This is a genomic window from bacterium (assembly GCA_040755755.1).
Classification (GTDB): domain Bacteria; phylum SZUA-182; class SZUA-182; order DTGQ01; family DTGQ01; genus DTGQ01.
In genome coordinates this window covers 30,277-51,074 of record JBFLZW010000010.1, presented here as the reverse complement: position 1 = coordinate 51,074, position 20,798 = coordinate 30,277, and the positions used below count along the sequence as shown (strand labels likewise).

The following is a 20,798-nucleotide window of genomic DNA, read 5'->3' as shown; positions in this document are numbered from 1 at the left end:
ATTACTGGCTGCAATCGTCTTAGTTGGTTTTTCGGGAATGTCAAAGGCTGTAGACCTGGATAGCAAGACAATCAATGTCACAGCTACCGTATTGGAATATGCTGAAATCACTGGTGATTTATCAGCGATGGAACTCGCTTTTTCCGGTGCGGCGAATGAATCGTTGTCCGATACGAACATCATTCATGTCGAGACAAACTGTGCGGCTACGGTATCAGTAACTGCAACTCCGCTGACCCATATGAATGGCGGTACTATTACTACAGAGGTTACTATCGATGGTACATCAAGCATTGATGTCGATGTCCAGCACAACGGGGACCATTCAGTTACCATCACGGGAACAACCGGTGCTATTTCCGCTCAGGAAGCTGGTGAATACGGCTCCGTAATTACCATAACAGTGGCCGGGTAAGATATCGACCTTGATCGATAAGGAGAGAAATACATGAAACAGGTTAAGAAAAGAGTACCGTTACTATCTCTCCTCGCTGCTGCTGTGGTAGTGACAGGAGTTGTCGTGCTTTGCGGTTCGTCTGCTTTCGCCCAGTCTGATGTGGAGAACATCATTGTTAACGGGACAGTTGCAGAGTATGCTCAAATTGATATCGTGGCCCAGCATATGAATTTCGGAGCATTTACCGGACAGGCCAACCAGACGATAGGGCCGAAAAATCATTCGATATTCAGGGTCGAAACCAACACGATAGTCAACCTTGAATTCAAAGCGGATGACCTGGCGGCATCGAATGGGCAATCGACTCTCCAGACCAAGTACCTCGTTCAGGACGAAGTCAGTGATCTTGGCTATACGAACCGGGACGATACCTGGGCACCGGTGGGAGCACTTTTCAGCAGCCAGGGAGCATGTACCGTTGAGGACTATTCGATACTTGGTTGGGCAAGGACAGGTGATCAGATTTCCGATCAGCAGGCTGGAGATTATGCCGCCGGTATTACGTTAACGGTGTCAGCACTTTAGGTAAAATTGGGATTTGAAAGGGGGGAAGGGGAAAGTTCTCCTCCCCGCTTCCTTATTTCTATTAAGGATGGAAGAATGATCTCCCGCAGAGACGCAAGAGGCGCAGAGAATGACTGAAAATAATATCCTCTGCGTCTCAGCGTCTCCGCGGGAGAAATACCACGATTTGTAAAGGTCCTTATGACAGGAAAAACTACCTTTCGGCATGCACAATACAGCCTCTATCTCCTGCTGCTTCTGTGCCTCCTTTCCCTGATATATCCTGCATTATCTCAGGCTGCGGGAAGTATCGGGGTAAAACCGCTGACTTTGGATCTTGAGCTTTCCCCGAATAAAAAGGGTGAATTCGAAATTGAAATCTATTCTACTTCGCCGAACGAAGATGCCGTTGTCCATCTCACCCTGTTCGATGCTCTGCAAAAAGAGGATGGAAGCATGGATTTTGTCGAGGTCGGCAAAAATCCCTATTCATGTGCCCAATGGATTAAACTGGCAAAATCCGAGATCACCATACCTGCTGGAGAAATTGTCCAGGTCAAAGGTGAAATTTTGGTTCCCGCCACCAGCTCGGGGAGTAAAACAGCGGCCATAATGGTTGAAACCGGCTCGGAGAAAAAGGTCAAAGGGATAACCATCCGGGTGAGGTATGCCGTTACCCTTCATCTGAAAGTCAGGGGAAAACCGGTCATAGAGCAGGCGGAACTGGATAGAATCGGGATAAAAAAGCTCGAAGACGGCTCACCTGCCATAGAAGCGGTTATGGTGAATAAATCAGAGGCTGTTTTCACGGCCACAGGACAGGTGACCCTGCAGGATGCCGCAGGCAGGATCGTCACCAGTGTCCATCTCACTACCGAATCGCTTGAGAGAAAAAAGAAAGTGAGGGAAAAGGAAGAACAGAAATCAAAGGATCTCAACCGGAAAAAAGATGAAAACCAAAAAATTTTCCCTGGTGCACGGGTGGCTTTTTTGGGGAAAGTAAATAAACCGCTCGCCCCTGGTGAATATACAGCCATGGTTGCCTTAAAATACGGCAGGCGAAGCCTTTCGGCCAGGCAAAAGATAGCCATTACCAAAGACCCGGCTTTCGCCTCCAGGGTGCCGGCTGATAATCAATCCTTCGAAGTAAGACCGACAAACATCGAGATCAAGGGTCAGGCCGGTGGGGTGAGGTCTTCAGTCTTTACCGTCACGAATCTTACCCAGGAGCCGATTACGATAACCCTCTCGGTGAAAGATCTTGGATACAGCCCTGATGGACGAACCATTGTCAAGGAGAAGGGCTCGACACCCTATTCATCTTCAAACTGGATAGCGCTGCAAGAGATGAATTATACCATCGGACCGAGGCTCTCTCAGAGTATACCGTTTACGATTACCCTGCCTGCTTCGGCCCAGCCTGGAGATAAATATTCGCTGGTTGTTATTGAAGGAACCGGAAATACCGGAGCACAGCGGATTGAAAAAAAGCAGGTTGAGGTGATTACTGCTATCCCGGGGCAGGTTGAGTCAACAGCCGAGGTAGCTACGTTCAAACGATCGAACGGCACAGGGGGGAAGGCAGAGTTTGCTCTGGAGCTCAGGAATAAAAGCCCGCTGCACCTTGTGCCAAAAGGCAGAGTCATCATCAGGGATATGTATAACCATGAGGTTGAACAGATAGATCTTAAACTTGAAGCCAGGGCCATTCTTCCGCAAACAACGGGAAGAATGACAGCAACCACAGGCAGAAAGCTCATCCCCGGAAAATACCTGGCCCTTGCCGAGACCGATTACGGCGGGAAAGAAAAAGCAACAGCCAAGATAAATTTTACCGTTAAATAATGAAAACTCTTATTGTTAGTACCATTGTTCCGTTTTTGTTGATTATTGGAGCCCGATCTGCAACCTGCGGCCAGGCATTGAATACCAGACACCTGGCGGTTACGGGTACTGTGCGGCCAATGCTGGCTGCCCACCTTACCCAGGATACCCTCCAGCTCGATACTGTCATATCTCCCGGAGTATACACCAGTACCATACCTATTATTCTGTCGGGAGAAACCAATAATCCCCCCCTAACCATAAGCTTCAGGTCAGAAACTCCTGATGGAAATCTTTCCAGCGAAGCAGCGGATTATCTTCCCACATTCTACGCCATTGCGCCCTCAGGCTCACCCCCGCCGGATATTCAAGGGCCTCGGCGGCGGTGGATGAGCGGAAAAAACCTGTGCTCCTCCGTCGAAGAAATCCAATCAAAAACGTGCGAGATGAATATCTATGTCAAGGCATACCGGCCATCGGGTAAACAACCCTCGATGAGAAAGAAGAAATATTCCACCCGGATCATAGCCACAGTCAGTGACAAAAACAGCAACAATATCAGCAGCATGGAGTTTACACTATGGACAGAAGCGGCAAATTAGGTTCTCCATTTTTCTCTCTCCCCAATACCCTGCGCATTACCTTGTACCTTTCTCTCTCCTTTATGATATCTATGATATCTCTCTCCGGTTGTGCTTATCGAAACCTTGCCGACCCCAAGTATCAATCCAGCCCGCGGTCAGTCAATTTTCAATCACGATCCAGCGGCTCTCCATCGAATGCTCACCATTCCCCGGCCCAATCCGGCGGTATTCTGAGGGGAATCTGGAGATCGAGCGACTATACGGTTTTTAAAAAAGGCAAAGAGCTGTATCAAAAGCAAAGATATGAAGAAGCCAGAGCAAAATTCCTCGAAATTACCGAAAATTATCCCAACAGCAGCCTGACTGAACTGGCCCAGAATTATATAACCAGGATTGAGGAGATTACCGGAGAAAACGATCGGCCCTCGACAACCGGAGCCCTCCCCAGGGCAGATACACCTGCATCTCAGCCGGCATCCAATACAGCAGGCTCTTCTTCCAGCACACCGGAAAAACTCCTGAGCAATGAATTTTACGATACCGACCTGCGGGAAATCATCAGAAATATCGCTACCGAGACCGGCATCAGCCTGATTACCGATGATACGGTACAGGGTTTTATTTCCGTCCGGTACAAAAACCTGCCGCTTGAGGAGGTACTCAAGATAATACTGAGCGCAGGAGGGTATACCTTCAGGAAGATGAATGGTTACTACCTCATCGGCTCGGCTGATTCCCGCAGCCCTCTATTCAATTACTTAAGCCGGACTGAATACGTCAAACCAAAGTTCCTCAAGGCCAGGGAACTGGTAAAGCTCATCTCACCATCCTTTGCTTCAGCCATTCAGGTGAATGAGGAGCGGAACGTGCTCACCATTACCGCATCCCCGGAGATGGTGGAGAGAATACTCGCCGACATCCGCAAGGTCGATACCCTGCCCAAGCAGGTAAGGCTTGAGGCCATCATTGTGGACCTTTCATCGGAAGCCAAGAAGAACCTCGGTATTGACTGGTCAGGTCAATCGGGCAAATTTTCCGGGTCCATGCAGGAGCTGGGGGTAACTTTCGGCTACCTCAATTCATCATCCGTCGTAACCGATCAGATAACGGCCAAGCTCCAGGAACTGGTTGCGAAAGGCCAGGCCACGCTCAGAGCTACACCGCACGTGACCACTATGGATGGGGAGGAGGCCACCATCAATATCGGCCTTGAGCAGTATGTGTCCCTCACCAGCGGCCCGGTCACCTATTCATATACGACGGTACAGACCATAAAGGCCGGGATCACCCTCAATATCATCCCCTTTGTTTCAGAAGACAATACCATTACCGTGAAGATAAAACCGGCCGAGGTGAGTGATTTTGTCGAGACAGGTGCCAATGGTCTTCCCCTGATTAACAAGCGCTCGGTTACTACAACCGTCGTGGTTAATGACCAGGAAACTATCACCATCGGAGGATTCCTGAAGAAACGGGAGATCGACAAGATCACCCGGGTACCGATCTTGGGTTATATACCAATTCTCAATCTTATTTTCAGCAAGAAGGATAAAATAACCGAGGACTCGGAGGTACTTATTTTAATTACCCCCCGCATAGTCAATGCAACCTTTGCCGCTCAAGGCTGATCCCTGGTAATTTTTTCCCGCCCTCCCCTTCCTGTATCCTGTCTGTTGGTTCGTAGCCGTCTGTCAGGGTTTTCAGGAAGGCAACCAGGTCTTTTTCTTCCTCTTCGCTCAGGCCGAGGTCGCCTATTTTGCTTCTATTGACATTTTCCGGCACTTCCGGAGAAGGCCACATACCCGGAATACCGGCCGTGTTGTAGAAATGGACGACCTCCTCCAGGGTCTTGAAGAGACCATTATGCCCATAGGGAGGTGCAACGGCAACGTTTCTGAGAGTCGGTACCTTGAATTTTCCATTTTCGGCAGGATCTTTCACTGTATCTCCGAGCCCGTAATCGATAAAGTTTTCTCCATCGGGGTTAAGAGAAGGAGACATGCGGTACCAGGGATTATCGGGATTCTTCGGCAGACCGAGATTATCATAGGTATAGTCGGTGAACAGGGGCTGGTCGCAGTAAGGCCCCGCCGTATTCGGATGGCAGGAGAAGCAGTTGCCTTTGGTCTCGAAGAGCAAACGACCGCGCGCCTCCTGCTCGCTTAAGGGATACCGGGCCGGATCTTTAAGGTACCAGTCATACTTTGAGCTGAAGCGGTTCGACTCAAAGGAGGACTCATAGGCGGCAATGGCATCGGCTATATAATCGTAAGCCCTGGTGAGATCATCGCAGGCATTCGGCCCATATACCTCTTTGAAGAGATCAGCATACGGGGATTGGCAGACCTTCCTGGCTACCTCTTCTCCGCTTGGGTTATTCTGCTCCACCGGGTTCAGGAACGGCCCTTTCGCCTGTTCCACAAGGTCTTTTGCCCGGCCGTCCCAGAACTGGCCTCCGATATATTCGCCTTCTTCCCTGCCAAAGTGGAACGGCGGGCTGAAGGAGGCATAAGCAGAGCTTGGGGGATTGCGAAAACCGAACCGGCCGGATACCGCACCTTCATAGACGGCGATATTGGGGTCTCCTGCGCCGTTAAAACCATTTTCCGGAAAATGGCAAGCTGAACAGGACTGTCCCTTTGGCTCAGAGAGCCGCTCATCGAAATAGATGAGCTTGCCCAGCCTTTCCTTGCTGGACAGGTCCGCGGCCACAGCAGTTCTCGCTGCCGTGCAGGCCAGGGAAAGGATACAGAGACATGCCAATAACCATAGACCGCTCATGCTCCTGCTCTTGTTATTCATAATTGCATCTACTCCTTCATCCTGCCGATCTTCAGGAAGGGAAAGGACCTTTCCCTGTTCTGCAAAAGGCAGCCTTTCCCTTCCCGGTAGTTTTTCCTGCTTTCTCCCTCTCCACATCTCTCCTGCTATCTCTGCTTTCCATATCGGGTGATTTCCGGAAAAAGGCTTACGGTGCGGACAGTAATAGTTCAGTGGAACTTGACCGCAGGGTATACAAGTCCATTTTAATCACCTTATTGCTGTGTAACGGCTTTTTTTATATTAATCCGAAATAGTAGGCAAAATGATCCCTTATTTTTATTAACCAACAACAGTACAAGTCTAAAAGGAGGATAGACAAATGAAAAAGAAGTTTCAGTTTTTCCTGGTTCTTTTCCTGACGTACAGTTTTATGTGCTGCCCGGTTTTCGGCAGGGTGTCTTATGCCGCCGAGGAGGAAGAGGGGCAAAGACCGGTCAAGGCGTTCCTGCAACAGACAATGAGTTCAATCAAGAGCACCGCGCAATTTATCATTGACAGTTTTCCCCAATGGGTTGAAGATTACTCATTCCCTACATCACTTGATGATGTAAAGGCTAACATGGAGAAAAGGAAAGGTATAAGAAACGAGATCCTTGAAAAGCTTGGCTTCCCGTTAACACGCTCAAAGTAAGACATTACTGAGCACAAAAAGGCCATCAATAACATATTGATGGCCTTTGTTTTATAAGCAGCTATTCAGGCTGTTATAGTAAACCCCCGGATAGCAAAAGAGGGAGGAACCGTGAGGAACCTCCCTCTCTCATACCTTCACCAGGAATGATTACTGTGGCCGTACATTAACTGCCTGGGATCCTTTAGGACCTTGCTGGATGTCGAATTCGACAAGCTGATTTTCCTGGAGGCTTTTGAAGCCTGACCCGGCAATCGCTGTATAATGTACAAACACATCCTTATCTTCACCTGCAATCTTGATGAAACCAAAGCCTTTCTGGTCATTGAACCATTTCACTCGTCCTTGAGCCATACTAAATATCCCTCCTTTCTTACATGTTTCTTAAGTTGGGATATCTCTGTAAAGCTCAGGAAAAGCTATAGGCCTCCAAAGTCCAGATAACCTATCCACAACTTAATGCTCTCTCAAGGGAGATAAACTTCCTCCCTGGAGTAATTCTTTGATCTATCTGGGTAAATAACTCCTTCTCGCTATCCGGAAGGATAGCAAAAATTTTATTTACAGTTAATTTCTTATTATACCCCAAAAACAAAATTGCGTCAAGGAAATTATTGCACCCCTTTTTCCACGGGTTCGGCAGTAAAGGTGATGACATCTTTGCCTACACTGTCAAGCCGAATCCCGTACGTTCCGATCACCATCTTACTCAGCTCGGAAGCAAGAAGCTCGGCTGGTACGTAAACCTCATAGAGCCCCTCGGATTGGCTTTTAATATACTCCGATTTTCTCTGAATAGCAGCAAAAAATCGATCCTTGAATTCCCCGTACAAATTGGAGCACTGCAACTGAACCCTGGCAGGAGTAAACTGATATCCCAGCTTCGTGAGCTGCTCTTTCAGGTTTTGAACATCAATCCTGGCTTCCAGAGAGAGTCGAACGTATTTTTTATCTTCCTCGATACTCAATACCTGAATGGAAGGGACAGCCCTCTGGATGTCCACCTTCTGCGGTAACTGGGGAAGATCAATGCCCCACTCTTTCATAAAGTCGTTGACGAGCTGCCGCAGCAGGATGGTCTCAGCTTCCTTTGGATAATCGATAAAATCGGTGATTTTTTGCCTTTCCTCACGCAGCTTGGCCCGTGCTTCGGCGATATTGTTCGTCAGCGAAGATCCCCTGGCCAGAGCCAGTTCATTAAACTTTTGAATGAACCCCTCCCGCTGCCAGACTGCGAGCTTAATGGTATATTTTAAAACCCTCTCGTTAATTGTCCGGGAAACGAACTGCTCGGATGGCGCAAATTCTGATGGGTGCCTGACCTTTCCCGACTGAGATGGTTTTTGTTTCACCCTGGCATCAATTTCCTGGATATCAACCATCTTCGCTGTCTTACGGGTATCATCTTTCTTATAGACGTCATCTGACTTCATCGCCTTATCGCCAGTAATTATTTTATCGGCAGTTTTCAGCTCGGCTTCGGTTGTGCGGCCAATATTGTCGGAATCCTTTCTTTCCGTATCAGGTGTCTTGACCGGCTGTATCGGCGGGGCAGGAGACGGGGGAGTGGAGGGAGGCTGCGGGGCCGGGGCGGACTGTGAAGATGAAGGAGGCACAGAAGCCGGAAGAGTCTGTGAGATCGAAGGAGGCTGTGCAGTCGGGGAGGGTGAAGACGTGGCCTGTTGGGCACTTTCAAGTAATAAACGAACATCCCTGGCCTCTGTCGCATTGGGGGCCAGCTCCAGAAATTTCTGATAACAGGCTATGGCTTTTTCAAGGTTTCCCTGCTGCAGATCGTAGATCAGGCCGAGCAGATAATACACGTCAGCGTAGTCCGGATAAGCCCGCAGTGCCTGCTCATAGGCCTCGACTGCCTTCTGAATGTCTCCCTGTTTCGAGAAGGAATCACCGGCCTGTCTGGCAGCCAGGGCTTCCCGGTTTGGACCTGCTGTATCCAGGGTAGAAAGTTTCTCCTGTCCGGATGATATGCCTGCTAAAAAGAAAACCATCGACCCGGCACACAAAGCCAGGTATACGAATTTCACGACCAAGGAACTTTTCATGGCAATCCCGTCTCTATCAGTCCTCTGATCTTCTTTACGGTGGCCACAGGATCAGGGGTGTGGAAAATTCCGGAGCCTAAGACAATGATGTTGGCTCCCGCCTGGGTCACACTCAGGCAATTATCCAGCTTGATCCCCCCATCAACCAGGATATCGACCCTGTCATCAAGCTCAGCCCGGATGATCATGTCACGCAGGGCTCTGATTTTCGAGAGTGCAAAGGGAATAAACTGCTGCCCGCCGAATCCCGGATTGACCGACATGACAACAACCTGATCAACGTCAGGCAGCACGCAATCCAGGGCATGGACAGGAGTCGATGGATTAATGGCCACCCCGGCCTTCATTCCCTTTTCTTTGATGACCTGGATGCTTCGATGCAGATGATGACACGCTTCCCAGTGAATAGTCAGGATATCAGCCCCTGCCTGCCGGAAATCTTCACAGTACGCATCCGGATGCTCGATCATGAGATGCACATCCAGCGGAATTCTGGTCACCGCTTTTAAAGATTGAACCACCGGAGGACCGATGGTAATATTCGGCACAAAGTGCCCGTCCATAACATCAATATGCAGCAGATCCGCTCCACCCTCTTCCACTTTCCGAATTTCATCAGCCAGCGATGCAAAATTGGCCGACAGCAGAGAAGGTGCAATCCGGACCGGTCGGGTCTTGTTCATCAGAATTGTTCCTCCTTTATAAAATTGTCATCCACATAGATCAGGGCCACAGCTTTTGGGGTCGCTTTTACCAGAAGCTCGATTTGATCGCCGGGATTTTTTTCCTCATGGAAGATTTCCTTCACTCCCTGATCATCCCGCAGAACGATCCGTACCCTTTTGCGGCCCGATCCCGCTGGAACCGTGTACTGGAGAACCTTATAGGTGCCAATCTCATCCTCGATGGATTTATCCTTACTGACCCTGAGATTGACCTTTTCGCCCTGGAGAACCCGATACCCATTTTCAGGAAACTGGGCAATGATCACATCCGGCTTCAATTCAGTGTGAAACTCGTAGTCAATATTTCCAATCGCCAGGTGAAGGCCCTGGATAGTCTGTTCCGCCTCGGTCAAACTCTTTCCGATCAGTTCGGGCATGCAGTAATGGACAGGCTCCTGGCCCTGGCTTACCAGAAGGCTTACCAATCCGCCCCGCCGTATCTTGTCGCCGGCAGGCGGGTCCTGACTGATGATGATATTCTCCTCAATGTTCCGGCGGTAGATCTTGGCCAGGTATCCGGTCTTGAGGTTGTTTTCCTGCAGAATGCTCTGAGCGCGCACCAGCGGCTCCCCCTTGACATCCGGGATGATGACCATCTGCGTCCCCTTGCTCAGAGCTACCTTGATATCCCGTCCGCTCTTCAGCAGTTTCCCTCCGGCAGGACTTTGAGAAATAATTGTATTGGTCGGCATTGTCTGATGAAATTCACGGCTTTCCACAACCAGATTGAGTCCCAGAGAGTTCAGTATCTCCAGCGCATCCACCACATCCTTGCCGATCAGGGGAGGAACCTTGACCTGCTCTTTTTGCATTACCAGGTTTATGGTAATCAGGGCGCTCAAGAATCCCAGAATAAAAAGCCCGCTGACAAATACCAGCAATTTCAGGAAACCCAGGAAAAACCCTCTGATTGACATTGGTTAGCGTTCCTTTATGTTCACCGTGGAATAATAGCCATTTTTTCGAGCCTATGACTGCCGCTTTTTCAATCTGGCGATAAAAAAACCATCCAGATCAGCATATCGATGCGGATAAATCCGCACATATCCATCCTCTCCTGCGGCATCACGGAGAGGCTCCGGCAGGTATGGCCGCACATCGTCCCGGATAAAGGCCGGGTGCTGGTCGAGAAACCGGTTCACCACCAGACTCGTCTCTTCGGGTTCAAGTGTGCAGGCGCTGTACAGCATAACACCCTTTTCAGCCACCAGACATGAACCCTGCTCAAGAATACCAAGTTGCAGGGAGGAAAGGCTGGCCAGGTCAGACTCAGTCCTGATCCACTTGATCTCAGGGTGCCTTCGGATAATTCCCAGCGATGAGCAGGGTACATCGAGCAAAAGCCGGTCAAATCGGCTCCGCACAGGGCTGAAGCGGGCATCAGCGCAAACCTCCCGGATAATACCGGCCCCCAGCCTGCGGCTGTTCTCCCGCAGAAGTCCCAGTTTCCGGAACGAAGGATCAAGGGCCAGCAGAAATCCCCGGTTATCCATGAGTTGAGCCAGAAAGGTCGTTTTTCCACCTCTTCCGGCGCAGGCATCCAGAACCTTCTCTTCAGGCCGGGGAGCAAGAGCCCGCACTGCCAGCATGGAGCTTAACCCCTGAATCTCGAAGTACCCTTCCCGAAAAGCGGAAGACTCGATCAGCGGCCGTGGACCCTCCAGATACCACCCTTCAGGCACTATTCCTGAAGGCTGTAAATCCTGAAGCTCCTGAGCCAGCGACAGTATTGCCTGCTCAACGGGCATTTTCAGGGTATTCAGACGGATTGTCAGACGGGGCTGCCGGTTATTGGCCTGACACAGCGCCTTGCATCCCTCACGGCCCAGGTGCTGTATCCACCGCCTTACCATCCATTCGGGATGGGCATAGACCAGGGCGATGTGCCGGACAGGATCCGTGCTCTCGGCAGGAAACCTGATCGCTGCCTTCCTCCTGTGGAGCTGGCGAAGAATGGCGTTTACGAAACCGGCCACTCCCCGCCTGCCATAGTTATAGGTCAGATTGACCGCCTCGTTGATCGCTGCCGAAGGCGGCACCCGGCTCAGGAAAAGGAGCTGATATACACCGGAGCGCAGAATGGCTTTGACCGCGGCAGGCATTTCAGCCACCGGACGGCTGGCTACCTGCTCGATCCACCAGTCCAGTTGATTCCGGTAGCGCAGGACACCATAGGTAATGGCAGTAACCAGATGTCTGTCCCGGAGAGAGAGGGAAGAACCCTTCAGTGCTTCGGCCAGCAGAATATCGAGGTAGGCGGATTCCTCATCCGCCCGGATCAGAATCCCGACCGAAAGGCCTCTGGCGGTACCGAGATTTCGGACATCACGCTCCGAGCCTTTCACCTTCGGTGATCTTCGAGCCTTGCTATGGGCTGGTTGTTGAGCTTTGAATACTGGCATAATCGTGTTAAGTTATCAGTGGTCAGTGGTCAGTGGCCAGCGGCGCAAGGCGTTAGCCTGCGCAGTGGCCGAAAAACCATATTTGTTAAGTAGATGCTAGATAAAATAATAATTTTATTCTTTATTTAACAGTTTTGCACGATGAGAAATTACAACCTGCTTGAGGAAATAATGCAATATCCTTGACAAGTACAGTAATTTTCTTTGCAAACATTGATGCGTAATATTCTGAATCTTTAGCAATGAAATCACATATTTCTTCAAGGCTATCAGCAGCCCTTGGAGACCATCTTATATTTTTAGCCATCTTTCCATCCGTTTTTCCACTTCTTCATGAGGAATCCCCTTATCTTCGTCTAGTTGTTTCAGTCCTTCATCTACCTGGTATCGAAAATATAATTCTGCCATGATATCTTCAATAGAAGTATCTTTTGGCATATTTTGAATCATTTTAATTACTTCTTCCTTAACAACCGCCATAAGTATCCTCCTTAATAAGTACCATAATTTTTTGGGGAGAATTTTTTATATTTAACTGATAATTTTTTATCCGCATCTACAAAAAGAATTAGCTTCTCAATTTCTTCAAGATCGAGAGAAACCAGATATCATAAATATATGATACCTGATTTTTAGGATATTTACCATCAGGATATCTGACTAACAGATGTTCCCTATCTTGTATGGGAGCCTCCACTATTCTCCTCCCCCTTGATGGGGGATGTTGGATGGGGGTGATGGTTATTTTCACCATCCTCATGGAGAAGAAGGAAATGGGAAACATCTATCTGGTGCCTATTATTGTCTTTTGAATAATTGTTCTCGATGATATTCAAGGTATTTTTTATGCCTATCATCAAGCTTTACTTTCATACTTTCACTAATACCTAATAGTTTTGCCTCTTTTTGAATTAGAGAGGAAATCATAATTAATCCATTATCATCAAATGTAATTAGTGCTTGATCAAAGGCGGTATCAAGATTTGGAATAAGTAAAAGGCCATTAAATAAATCCAACCGCTCGTCATTATTACAATCTTTCCAAGGCTTGATATGGGACGCTCTTAGCATCCTTTCCTCTTGACATCCAGTAACTGAGCAACGTCTTTTCCAATACTTCATTAAATCGTCTCTAAAACGGCCTTGACCTTTACGACTACGAATAAGACTTTCTTTTACCGTTTCAGAAATGAAACTATTATTTACTACCTTACTTAATTCATCAAATTCCTCATTACTATCCACTGTCTTAGCTAAAACATCAACTAATTGATTTTGGGGTGAATATCTAATAAGGTTGGGAACTTCATTAGGATGTGCGATACTTTGGTTGGATCGATGGTGCCAGAAATCCGATAAACGTATCTTACCATATTGAAGTTGCCTATTCTCTCGGCCATAAGCGATAGGAGCTTGAAGAACCCTTTTCGTTGCATCCGCATAGGATTTCCATACTCCCGGAGCTGAAATCAGCTCATTAAGATTATTGAGTGGCCAGAGGTGTGCCCAAGTTAGCGGCACATCAAAAGTCTTAGTGGATGCGACAGGCGAGAAGCTGACTCCTGAAACAGAAAAGTCAGGTCGATCGACAAGTAGCCAAATTCCCTTATCATTAGCATTAGCCCAATTGATTGCAGCTAAATAAATCCCTCCGATAACCAGACTTACCATAGATTTGTGAACGCCAAACCAGGCACGATCTGGACAATGTGTGTAGTCAAAGGCCAGGCTAAAAAAGTGGCATAGCTGTTCAGTCAAATCTGGAGAGAGTTTTTTCTTTGAGTGAGCCCATACCTGAACTTGCGATTGCCAGGAATATTGTGGATCATATGGCATTGTATAATTACCACTACCATAAAAATAAAGGCAATATTTACAAAGCTCCCTACCGAAAAATTATCCCAGATGTTCCCCCTTCTTTTATCGATGAGGAAGGTGAAAACAACCATCACCCCTACCCAACCTCCCCTGCCACAGGAGCTCCCTGCCTCAAGGGGGGAGGAGAATAGTAGAAGTTCCCATACAGGATGGGGACATCTGCCCACTTATTAATCCGAAAGGGCCTGAATGATCCTCTCGGCAAATGAATCAGCCGCATCGGGCCCGGAGGCGGTAATGATTCTGCCATCTCTTACTACCGGCTCCCTCATATAGACAGCTCCCCTCGCCTTCAGAAGCCCGATCTCCTCCGGGGAGGAGAAAACCGTTGCCTTCCGCCCCTCAAGAAGTCCTGCCTCGGCCAGGATTACCGGAGCAATGCAGATGGCAGCCACAATCCTGTTCTCCTCCAGGGCACTTCGGGCAATCCGATGAGCCTGAGCACTTTTCCAATATTCACTGCTTCCTGAACCTCCCACAAAAACCACCAGATCATACTCGCTTGTTTTCACCTGATCGATAAGCATGTCCGGCTGAACGATCATACCGAGCATGCCTTTGGCCTTTTTCAGGGACGAGGAGGCCACAGTAACCTGAACGCCTTTCTTTTCCAGAGCCTGTCGTGGCTCTGCGTACTCCTCGTCCCGGAAATTCTGATGAGCAATAATGAACAGTGCCTTTTTCCCTTTCAGCATTCTATTCTCTCCCTGTCCTTCCCTTATTTTAAAAAATCCCATTGGATTCCTCCTTCCGGAATTCGGATAATACCTTATACAAGCTCGCAGCTTCTCCTGCCTTCATTCCTTTGTGGGGGATGCCAAGGACCATGACCGTCACTGTCCGGTTCCAGAATTTCAGGGTGATCTCATCACCGATCCGGACCTCTTTGGCTGCCTTGGCAGGCTGATGGTTTACCTCCACCAGATTATGCCCGCAATATTCTTTGGCCATGTTCCGGCGTTTAATCAATCGACTCAGCTTTAAGAAAAGATCCAGGCGCATACGATTTTGGGAGAAGACAGGAATACTGAAAACCGATCACCTGCTTTTACTGGCCACTGACCACTGATCACTGACCATTTGCTTCCGGCTTCCCTGCTTTAATCTCGATGTATGACTGTTTCCGAAGCTCTTCACGCCATTGCTGATAGATCTTTTGTGCCTTTTGGCTGAGGAGCTCCGCCTTGATTTCGTTCCATAACTCCGACCCTTTGACGAGCTGGTTGGCTTTTCGGTCGGTAATCTGAATCAGATGAAAACCGAACGGGGTCCTGACCGGCTGACTGATCTGGCCGGTTTGCAGACGGGCAACTTCCTGCTGGAAAGGGAGGCTCATCTGGTCCAATCTCAGGTAGCCCAAATCCCCTCCCCGCTGTGCAGAATCCGGATCCTGCGAGTATTGCCTGGCAGCCTGGGAAAATTCCCTGCCCTTGTGCACCTCTTCCCGAACCCGCTGCGCTTCGTCCCGAATCCGGGCTACTGCTGCCGGGTCAGCATTTTCGGGCAGAGAGAACAGGATATGGCTGATGCGGATACTCTCGGTTCCCCCATTATTCTGCCGGGTAAAGTAGTCGGTAATCTCGGCATCGGAAAGCTGAACTTTCGAGCGCACAGCCCGATCCTGAAGTTTCATCAGCATAATTCCTGTCTTGATCTTTTGGCGCAGGGATTCCATAGTCATATGCTGGCTGGCGATGACTCTCTCAAGATCCTGATCGCTGTTCAATCTGTTTTTTACCCGTATCTCCCGGATACTTTCATCGATCTCTTCAGGACGAACAGTAATATCCTCCCGTTCGGCTTCCTGTAATTGCAGTCTTTCATCGATCAATGCCCACAGTGCTTCCTCTCCCATTCGGTGAGAATCGAAATTGGGATCGGCAAGAGAGGGGTATATCTCGGTGCGGAACGACTCTATCATGGACTGAAGCTCTTTTTGGGTCAAAATTTCCTGATTGACAATAGCTACAATCTGATTGCAGATTTCTCCCCGGGCTTGCTGTGGTGCATAAGGGAATAAAAAGAAAAGAAAGAAAGCGGATACGGCTATCACCAAGGCAATTCCCTGCTTTTGCCTGCCTGAGATAATCTTCTTTCCTCCCTTATAGTGAAAATTTTGACCTTCTCTTGACCGCAGGGGGATTTCCATTTTCTGTGTGCGACTTCCAGGCGGTCTGAAAAGTCCGAAGGCTTTTATCTACCAATAGTTAACCAGCGAACAGAATGTACCATAATCATGAGTGCCTGTGCAACAATTTTATTATCAATTCGGGTTACCGAAAGCACCGAAAGTACGGCAAGGGTATTTCTCAGCCGGAGAAATACCCTTGCTCTACTTCCTGGCAGCCAATCGCTTAGGACGATGGTCCCCGGAAAACTCTCTCGACGATTTGAGTCTGGATGTCAGTGGCATACGAAGTGAAATGCTCTTTCATCTGCCGGGTTTCAGGTGAAGCCAGTATCCGCTGCAGGCAGGACAGATCGTCAACTTCCACCACCAGCATTCTTTCAGGCCAGCCGATAAATGAATCCTCGTACAGTTCGACACAGCGGACCTCATTGTGAGAAGTCCAGTAGGGAATCATCTCTTGCTCGAGGTAAGTATCCAGTTCATGGGTCTTACCAGGGAGGATATCAAATCTGATGACAAATTGCATTGTCATACACCTCCTTCATATGACTCTTTCATATAACTCCTTCCATACTCAATTATAACTCCCATCAAGGAAAGGAGGCAAGAAAAATGATATAAAAACAGATGGATGCTCTCTATGTTCAGAAAACAAAAAGGGCACCTCTCATTTGGAGAGATACCCTTTGCCCCCCGGGGAAATTACTATGGTTTCTGAGCAACCTTATCCATAATCTGGGTCTGGATATCTGCGGCGTAGCAGGTAAATTGCTCCTTCATATGTTTCGTCTCAGGTGAGGACAGAATTCGCTCCAAAGCGCACAGGTCATCAATCTCGATCATCACTGTTCGCTCAGGCCACCCGATGAATTTGTCTTCGAACACCTGAACCGACCGGACTTCAGCGTGAGAAAGCCAGTAGGGCAGTAAATCCTTATCAAGGTATGAATCCACCTCACTCAGTTTCCCAGGGAGGATATCAAACCTCATGATGAAATACATGGCTTTTTGCACCTCCTTTTATCTTTGACCTATCTCTATTATAACTCTTCTTATCACTAAGGAGGTAGTAAAAAAAATCATAAAGTCAGCGGCTTAGCGATGCAGGGCGGAATACTGTTTTTCAGTGAGCTTCCTTACCGGTTGAGCAGATCTTCGGGCCTTTCTGCTTCTGCTTTCCAAGCACGATGCAAATGATTCCAACAGGTACCATAGCCACTCCCATCCAGAAAGCGACATCAATCTGACCATTGTTGTAGCCAAAAGTCATTACCATACAACTGAAAAAAACGAGCACCCAGCCGATTACGGTTTCAGCAGGTGACTTGGATGCTTCTTTTTCTTTTGGCAGACTCATTAACGAATACCTCCATACTCGACCAAAGCTGGGGCAATTGCATGCGAAGCGGAAAAAAAGCAACTACTCCATGATAGACTCTATTTCTCATGAGCCCTTACGCTGTTTTATAGCCATATCTGTTCAAATCAACCTCGTATCTTGGGGTGAATTATTTGTTTGACGGCATCAGGTAATGTAGAGTACCATTCTCTTCGCGATAGAGCCTCGAAGAGACATAAAAGTACCGGAAATTTGCCTGTGGATCTGAAAAGTTTTCTCTCCGATATCCTGCGTGACCGCCGCCTGGCCAGGGACATTGTTCACCATGAGATACTGGCGGGCAGAGGCCCGCGTTTTGCCCGGCCTGATCCTCCGCTGCCCAAGTTGCTGGAGGAGGCCCTCTCTGCCGATGGGACCAGGAGCCTTTATCTGCATCAGGCCGAAGGCCTTCACCTTGCCCGCGAGGGCAGGCATGTGGTCACCGTCACCCCCACAGCCAGCGGAAAGACCCTGAGTTATACCCTGCCAGTGCTTGAAGAGGTCCTGCGGGAGCCGCAAGCGCGTGCTCTTTTGCTCTTTCCACTCAAGGCCCTGGCCCAGGACCAGCTCAAGCGGCTTCAGAAGATGGCCGGCCTTCTTGGGTTGTCCGAATCACTGGCCGTCTTGTATGACGGCGACACTCCCCCGCATGTTCGCACCAGGATCCGCAGGAGTCCGCCGAATCTCGTTCTGACCAATCCTGACATGCTGCATCAGGCTATTCTGCCTTTCCATGCCCAGTGGGAGGCCATGTTCAGGAACCTTCGCTTTGTGGTCATCGATGAGCTCCACTCCTACAAGGGTGTTTTTGGCAGCCACGTGCTGCAGATTATCCGGCGGCTTCGCCGGGTGGCAGATTTTCATCAGGCCAGGCTGCAGTTTCTGGCCACCTCGGCAACCATCGCCAACCCCGCTGACCTGGCCGGGCAACTGACCGGGCTGCCCTTCAGCCTGGTGGATGAAAATGGAGCGCCTTCGGCTGCCCGGCATATTTTCCTGGTTAATCCTGCGGCCACGAGCCTCTATACCGTGGCCACGAGCCTTTTTACCGAAGCAGTCAAGGCCGGCCTGAAGACGATCCTCTTCACCAAAGCGCGCAAGATTACCGAATTGATCCACCAGTGGACCCTGGCCTCAAATCCAGGTCTGTCCGGCCGCATCAGCGCTTACCGCTCCGGCTACCTGCCGGAGGAGCGCCGCGAAATCGAGCACCGGCTTCAGTCCGGGGCACTGTACGGCGTGATTTCCACCAGTGCCCTGGAGCTGGGAATCGATATCGGCGGCCTTGATGTCTGCATCCTGGTCGGCTATCCCGGCACGATTACTGCAACCTGGCAGCGGGCTGGCCGGGTGGGACGAGGAGGCCGGGAGTCAGCCATTTTTCTGATTGCCCAGCCGGATGCCCTGGACCAGTATTTCATGCGCCATCCGCAGGACTTGTTCCAGCGCAGCGCAGAGGCCGGGGTGGTCGATGCGGCTAATCCCTGTATCGTGAAAAGCCACCTCGTCTGTGCGGCCCAGGAAGTGCCACTTCGGCCCGATGATCGGGTTTATCCCATGGAAGCCTATGAACGGATCATCGGGGAATTGACCCGGACCAGGGATCTGGTCGAGGCGGCAGACGGTGCAGTGTGGTTCAGCAATCGCAGGCAGCCCCAGCGTGAGGTGGATATCCGGGGTGCAGGCTCAGCCTATGCCATTCTGGAGGAGGAAAACCGCAGGCTCATCGGCCAGGTCAGCGGACTTTCGGCACTCACCGAAGCCCATCCTGGTGCGGTCTACCTTCATGCCGGGCAGAACTATCTGGTCAGACACCTCGATTTTGGCACCCGGCATATCCTGGTAAGCAGAGCCGGTGAAATCAATTACTATACCGTAGCCCGCACCCGGAAGGAGACCGAGATTCTCGAAATCCTCGACTGCCGGGAAAACAGCCGCTTTACAGCCCGGCTGGGACGGCTGAAAGTCACTGAGATGGTGATCGGCTACGAGAAGCGAAGGACTGCCAACCGGGATAAAATCAGTGAGCAGGAACTGGACCTTCCGCCAGTAACATTCGAGACTGTCGGCCTGTGGATCCAGCCATCCGCTCCGGCTGTGGAGGGCCTGACCGAGGAGAAATATCACCTGATGGGCTCCCTGCATGCCATTGAACATGCAAGCCTGGCCCTGTTTCCGCTCTTTGCCCTCTGCGACCGCACCGATGTCGGAGGGATCAGCTTCACCAGTCATCCCCAGACAAGCGGTGCAGCCGTATTTTTCTACGACGGTCATCCGGGCGGTGTGGGACTGAGCGCCAGGGTCTACCAGGTGATGGATGAGCTTCTGAGCAAGGTATTGGTTCTGGTCGAAGGATGTGCCTGCCAGGAAGGATGTCCTTCCTGCATTCATTCTCCCAAATGCGGGAACGGGAACTCACCCCTTGACAAGGCTGGCTGCCTTCGCCTGCTCCAGCATCTGACCGGCAGGAAGGAATTGATTGTCAAACCCAAAGCCCCAAAGTGCGCCAGACGGCAGGCAGCGCCCCCTGATGAGCCTGAGCCCACTGAGACTGCTGCTCGCGGATGGGAGGGAACGCTGGAGGCTTCTGATGGCTTCACGGCCAGTGAGCTTCCTTCGCCTTACAAGAGCAGGCTGCCTTTGGCCGAAGGCCGGGATATCGTGGTCTTTGATCTGGAAACTCAGCTCTCGGCCCAGGAAGTGGGAGGCTGGCACAATGCCCACCTGATGCGGATTTCTCTTGGCGTCCTCTTCGAGCGCCGCACCTGCCGGTATCATACCTATCCGGAAAACAAGGTGAAGGATCTGGTGAAGCGGCTTTCTGATGCGGAACTGGTGGTGGGTTTTAACCAGAAGCGCTTTGACTATACCGTACTGCAAGCTTATACCAGCCATAACCTCGCCAGCCTGCCAAGCCTCGACATCCTTGAAGAAATTTATCAACGCTCCGGTTTTCGCCTCAGCCTCCAGGCTATTGTTTCAGCCACCTTCGGCACCTCGAAATGCGGTGATGGCCTCGATGCCCTCCGGTGGTGGAAAGAGGGAAAAATCGAAGAAATCGAGCGCTACTGCCGGACGGATGTTGAGCTGACCGCCCGCCTTTTTGACCATATCCTCGAACACGGTTATCTCCTCTACGAGAAGAAAAACCATGGCCGCGTCCGCCTTCCCCTGGAACTGACTCTGGTGAAGTAAAAAGAAGTGGTCAGTGGCCAGTAAAAGCAAGCAGCCAGTGGCCTCTGGCCACTCATTTTTGGCAGTTGTGCTGTTTATGATTAATTAATTATTTCAATGGGATAGGAATTAAAAACCAGGTGACAGCACTATTTCTTCGATGTATAATAGGGTTATAATTGAAGGTTAAATTCGTGCAAAAGTAAATATGTAATAAACCTATG

General features: G+C 49.8%; 22 protein-coding genes. 7 read left to right on the top strand and 15 right to left on the bottom strand.

Annotated features, from left to right (window positions below):
- Positions 1–37 precede the first annotated feature (37 nt).
- From AB1611_03605 to AB1611_03585, 5 genes are all read left to right on the top strand, one after another.
- Positions 38–415, top strand: a complete 378-nt coding sequence (locus AB1611_03605; protein ID MEW6378679.1) for a hypothetical protein — start codon at positions 38–40, stop codon at positions 413–415.
- Positions 416–448: 33 nt separating this feature from the next.
- A complete protein-coding gene (locus AB1611_03600) occupies positions 449–982 on the top strand; it encodes a hypothetical protein (GenBank protein MEW6378678.1) in 534 nt (177 codons plus the stop codon).
- A gap of 180 nt (positions 983–1,162) precedes the next feature.
- On the top strand, positions 1,163–2,806 hold the full coding sequence (locus AB1611_03595) for a DUF916 domain-containing protein (GenBank protein MEW6378677.1): 1,644 nt from the start codon (positions 1,163–1,165) through the stop codon (positions 2,804–2,806).
- Positions 2,806–3,387 (top strand): hypothetical protein, encoded by a 582-nt coding sequence (locus AB1611_03590; protein MEW6378676.1) that lies wholly within the window; start codon positions 2,806–2,808, stop codon positions 3,385–3,387. The genes AB1611_03595 and AB1611_03590 overlap by 1 nt, the downstream gene beginning before the upstream one ends.
- The gene (locus AB1611_03585; protein ID MEW6378675.1) at positions 3,366–4,997 is read left to right on the top strand and encodes a hypothetical protein; all 1,632 of its coding nucleotides are present in this window, start codon (positions 3,366–3,368) and stop codon (positions 4,995–4,997) included. Before AB1611_03590 ends, AB1611_03585 begins: the two co-directional genes overlap by 22 nt.
- Here the strand turns inward: AB1611_03585 and AB1611_03580 are convergent.
- Positions 4,969–6,288 carry a cytochrome c peroxidase gene (locus tag AB1611_03580; protein ID MEW6378674.1) on the bottom strand — a complete coding sequence of 440 codons (1,320 nt, stop codon included), beginning with the start codon at positions 6,286–6,288 and terminating at the stop codon, positions 4,969–4,971. The two genes, AB1611_03585 and AB1611_03580, sit on opposite strands and share 29 nt — an antisense overlap.
- Before the next feature lie 223 nt (positions 6,289–6,511).
- Between AB1611_03580 and AB1611_03575 the strand changes: the two genes are divergently transcribed.
- Positions 6,512–6,823, top strand: coding sequence for a hypothetical protein (locus tag AB1611_03575; GenBank protein ID MEW6378673.1), 312 nt, complete (start codon positions 6,512–6,514; stop codon positions 6,821–6,823).
- 150 nt (positions 6,824–6,973) lie between these two features.
- On the opposite strand, the gene AB1611_03570 is transcribed toward AB1611_03575, so the two are convergent.
- From AB1611_03570 to AB1611_03505, 14 genes are all read right to left on the bottom strand, one after another.
- The gene (locus tag AB1611_03570; GenBank protein MEW6378672.1) at positions 6,974–7,177 is read right to left on the bottom strand and encodes a cold-shock protein; all 204 of its coding nucleotides are present in this window, start codon (positions 7,175–7,177) and stop codon (positions 6,974–6,976) included.
- A 257-nt stretch (positions 7,178–7,434) separates the two neighbouring features.
- Entirely contained in the window at positions 7,435–8,868 is a 1,434-nt protein-coding gene (locus AB1611_03565; protein MEW6378671.1) for a tetratricopeptide repeat protein, read from the bottom strand.
- Between the two features lie 14 nt (positions 8,869–8,882).
- Positions 8,883–9,569 carry a ribulose-phosphate 3-epimerase gene (gene rpe, locus AB1611_03560; protein MEW6378670.1) on the bottom strand — a complete coding sequence of 229 codons (687 nt, stop codon included), beginning with the start codon at positions 9,567–9,569 and terminating at the stop codon, positions 8,883–8,885.
- Positions 9,569–10,528: a PASTA domain-containing protein gene (locus AB1611_03555; GenBank protein ID MEW6378669.1), complete on the bottom strand. Its 960-nt coding sequence runs from the start codon at positions 10,526–10,528 to the stop codon at positions 9,569–9,571. The genes rpe and AB1611_03555 overlap by 1 nt, the downstream gene beginning before the upstream one ends.
- Positions 10,529–10,579: 51 nt before the next feature.
- Positions 10,580–12,013 carry a 16S rRNA (cytosine(967)-C(5))-methyltransferase RsmB gene (rsmB, locus tag AB1611_03550; protein ID MEW6378668.1) on the bottom strand — a complete coding sequence of 478 codons (1,434 nt, stop codon included), beginning with the start codon at positions 12,011–12,013 and terminating at the stop codon, positions 10,580–10,582.
- Positions 12,014–12,134: 121 nt separating this feature from the next.
- Positions 12,135–12,320: a type II toxin-antitoxin system RelE/ParE family toxin gene (locus AB1611_03545; GenBank protein MEW6378667.1), complete on the bottom strand. Its 186-nt coding sequence runs from the start codon at positions 12,318–12,320 to the stop codon at positions 12,135–12,137.
- A complete protein-coding gene (locus AB1611_03540; GenBank protein MEW6378666.1) occupies positions 12,305–12,493 on the bottom strand; it encodes a hypothetical protein in 189 nt (62 codons plus the stop codon). Before AB1611_03540 ends, AB1611_03545 begins: the two co-directional genes overlap by 16 nt.
- Before the next feature lie 318 nt (positions 12,494–12,811).
- Entirely contained in the window at positions 12,812–13,849 is a 1,038-nt protein-coding gene (locus AB1611_03535; GenBank protein ID MEW6378665.1) for an HNH endonuclease, read from the bottom strand.
- 212 nt (positions 13,850–14,061) lie between these two features.
- Positions 14,062–14,628 (bottom strand): DJ-1/PfpI family protein, encoded by a 567-nt coding sequence (locus AB1611_03530; protein MEW6378664.1) that lies wholly within the window; start codon positions 14,626–14,628, stop codon positions 14,062–14,064.
- Positions 14,615–14,893 (bottom strand): RNA-binding S4 domain-containing protein, encoded by a 279-nt coding sequence (locus tag AB1611_03525; protein MEW6378663.1) that lies wholly within the window; start codon positions 14,891–14,893, stop codon positions 14,615–14,617. The genes AB1611_03530 and AB1611_03525 overlap by 14 nt, the downstream gene beginning before the upstream one ends.
- 67 nt (positions 14,894–14,960) lie before the next feature.
- Positions 14,961–16,040 (bottom strand): peptidylprolyl isomerase, encoded by a 1,080-nt coding sequence (locus AB1611_03520; GenBank protein ID MEW6378662.1) that lies wholly within the window; start codon positions 16,038–16,040, stop codon positions 14,961–14,963.
- A gap of 205 nt (positions 16,041–16,245) precedes the next feature.
- Positions 16,246–16,554, bottom strand: coding sequence for a hypothetical protein (locus tag AB1611_03515; protein MEW6378661.1), 309 nt, complete (start codon positions 16,552–16,554; stop codon positions 16,246–16,248).
- A gap of 173 nt (positions 16,555–16,727) precedes the next feature.
- Positions 16,728–17,024 (bottom strand): hypothetical protein, encoded by a 297-nt coding sequence (locus tag AB1611_03510; GenBank protein MEW6378660.1) that lies wholly within the window; start codon positions 17,022–17,024, stop codon positions 16,728–16,730.
- A gap of 121 nt (positions 17,025–17,145) precedes the next feature.
- Positions 17,146–17,379, bottom strand: a complete 234-nt coding sequence (locus AB1611_03505) for a hypothetical protein (GenBank protein MEW6378659.1) — start codon at positions 17,377–17,379, stop codon at positions 17,146–17,148.
- A gap of 240 nt (positions 17,380–17,619) precedes the next feature.
- Here AB1611_03505 and AB1611_03500 point away from each other — a divergent pair, with 240 nt between their 5' ends.
- On the top strand, positions 17,620–20,595 hold the full coding sequence (locus tag AB1611_03500; protein MEW6378658.1) for a DEAD/DEAH box helicase: 2,976 nt from the start codon (positions 17,620–17,622) through the stop codon (positions 20,593–20,595).
- The last annotated feature ends 203 nt before the right edge of the window (positions 20,596–20,798 follow it).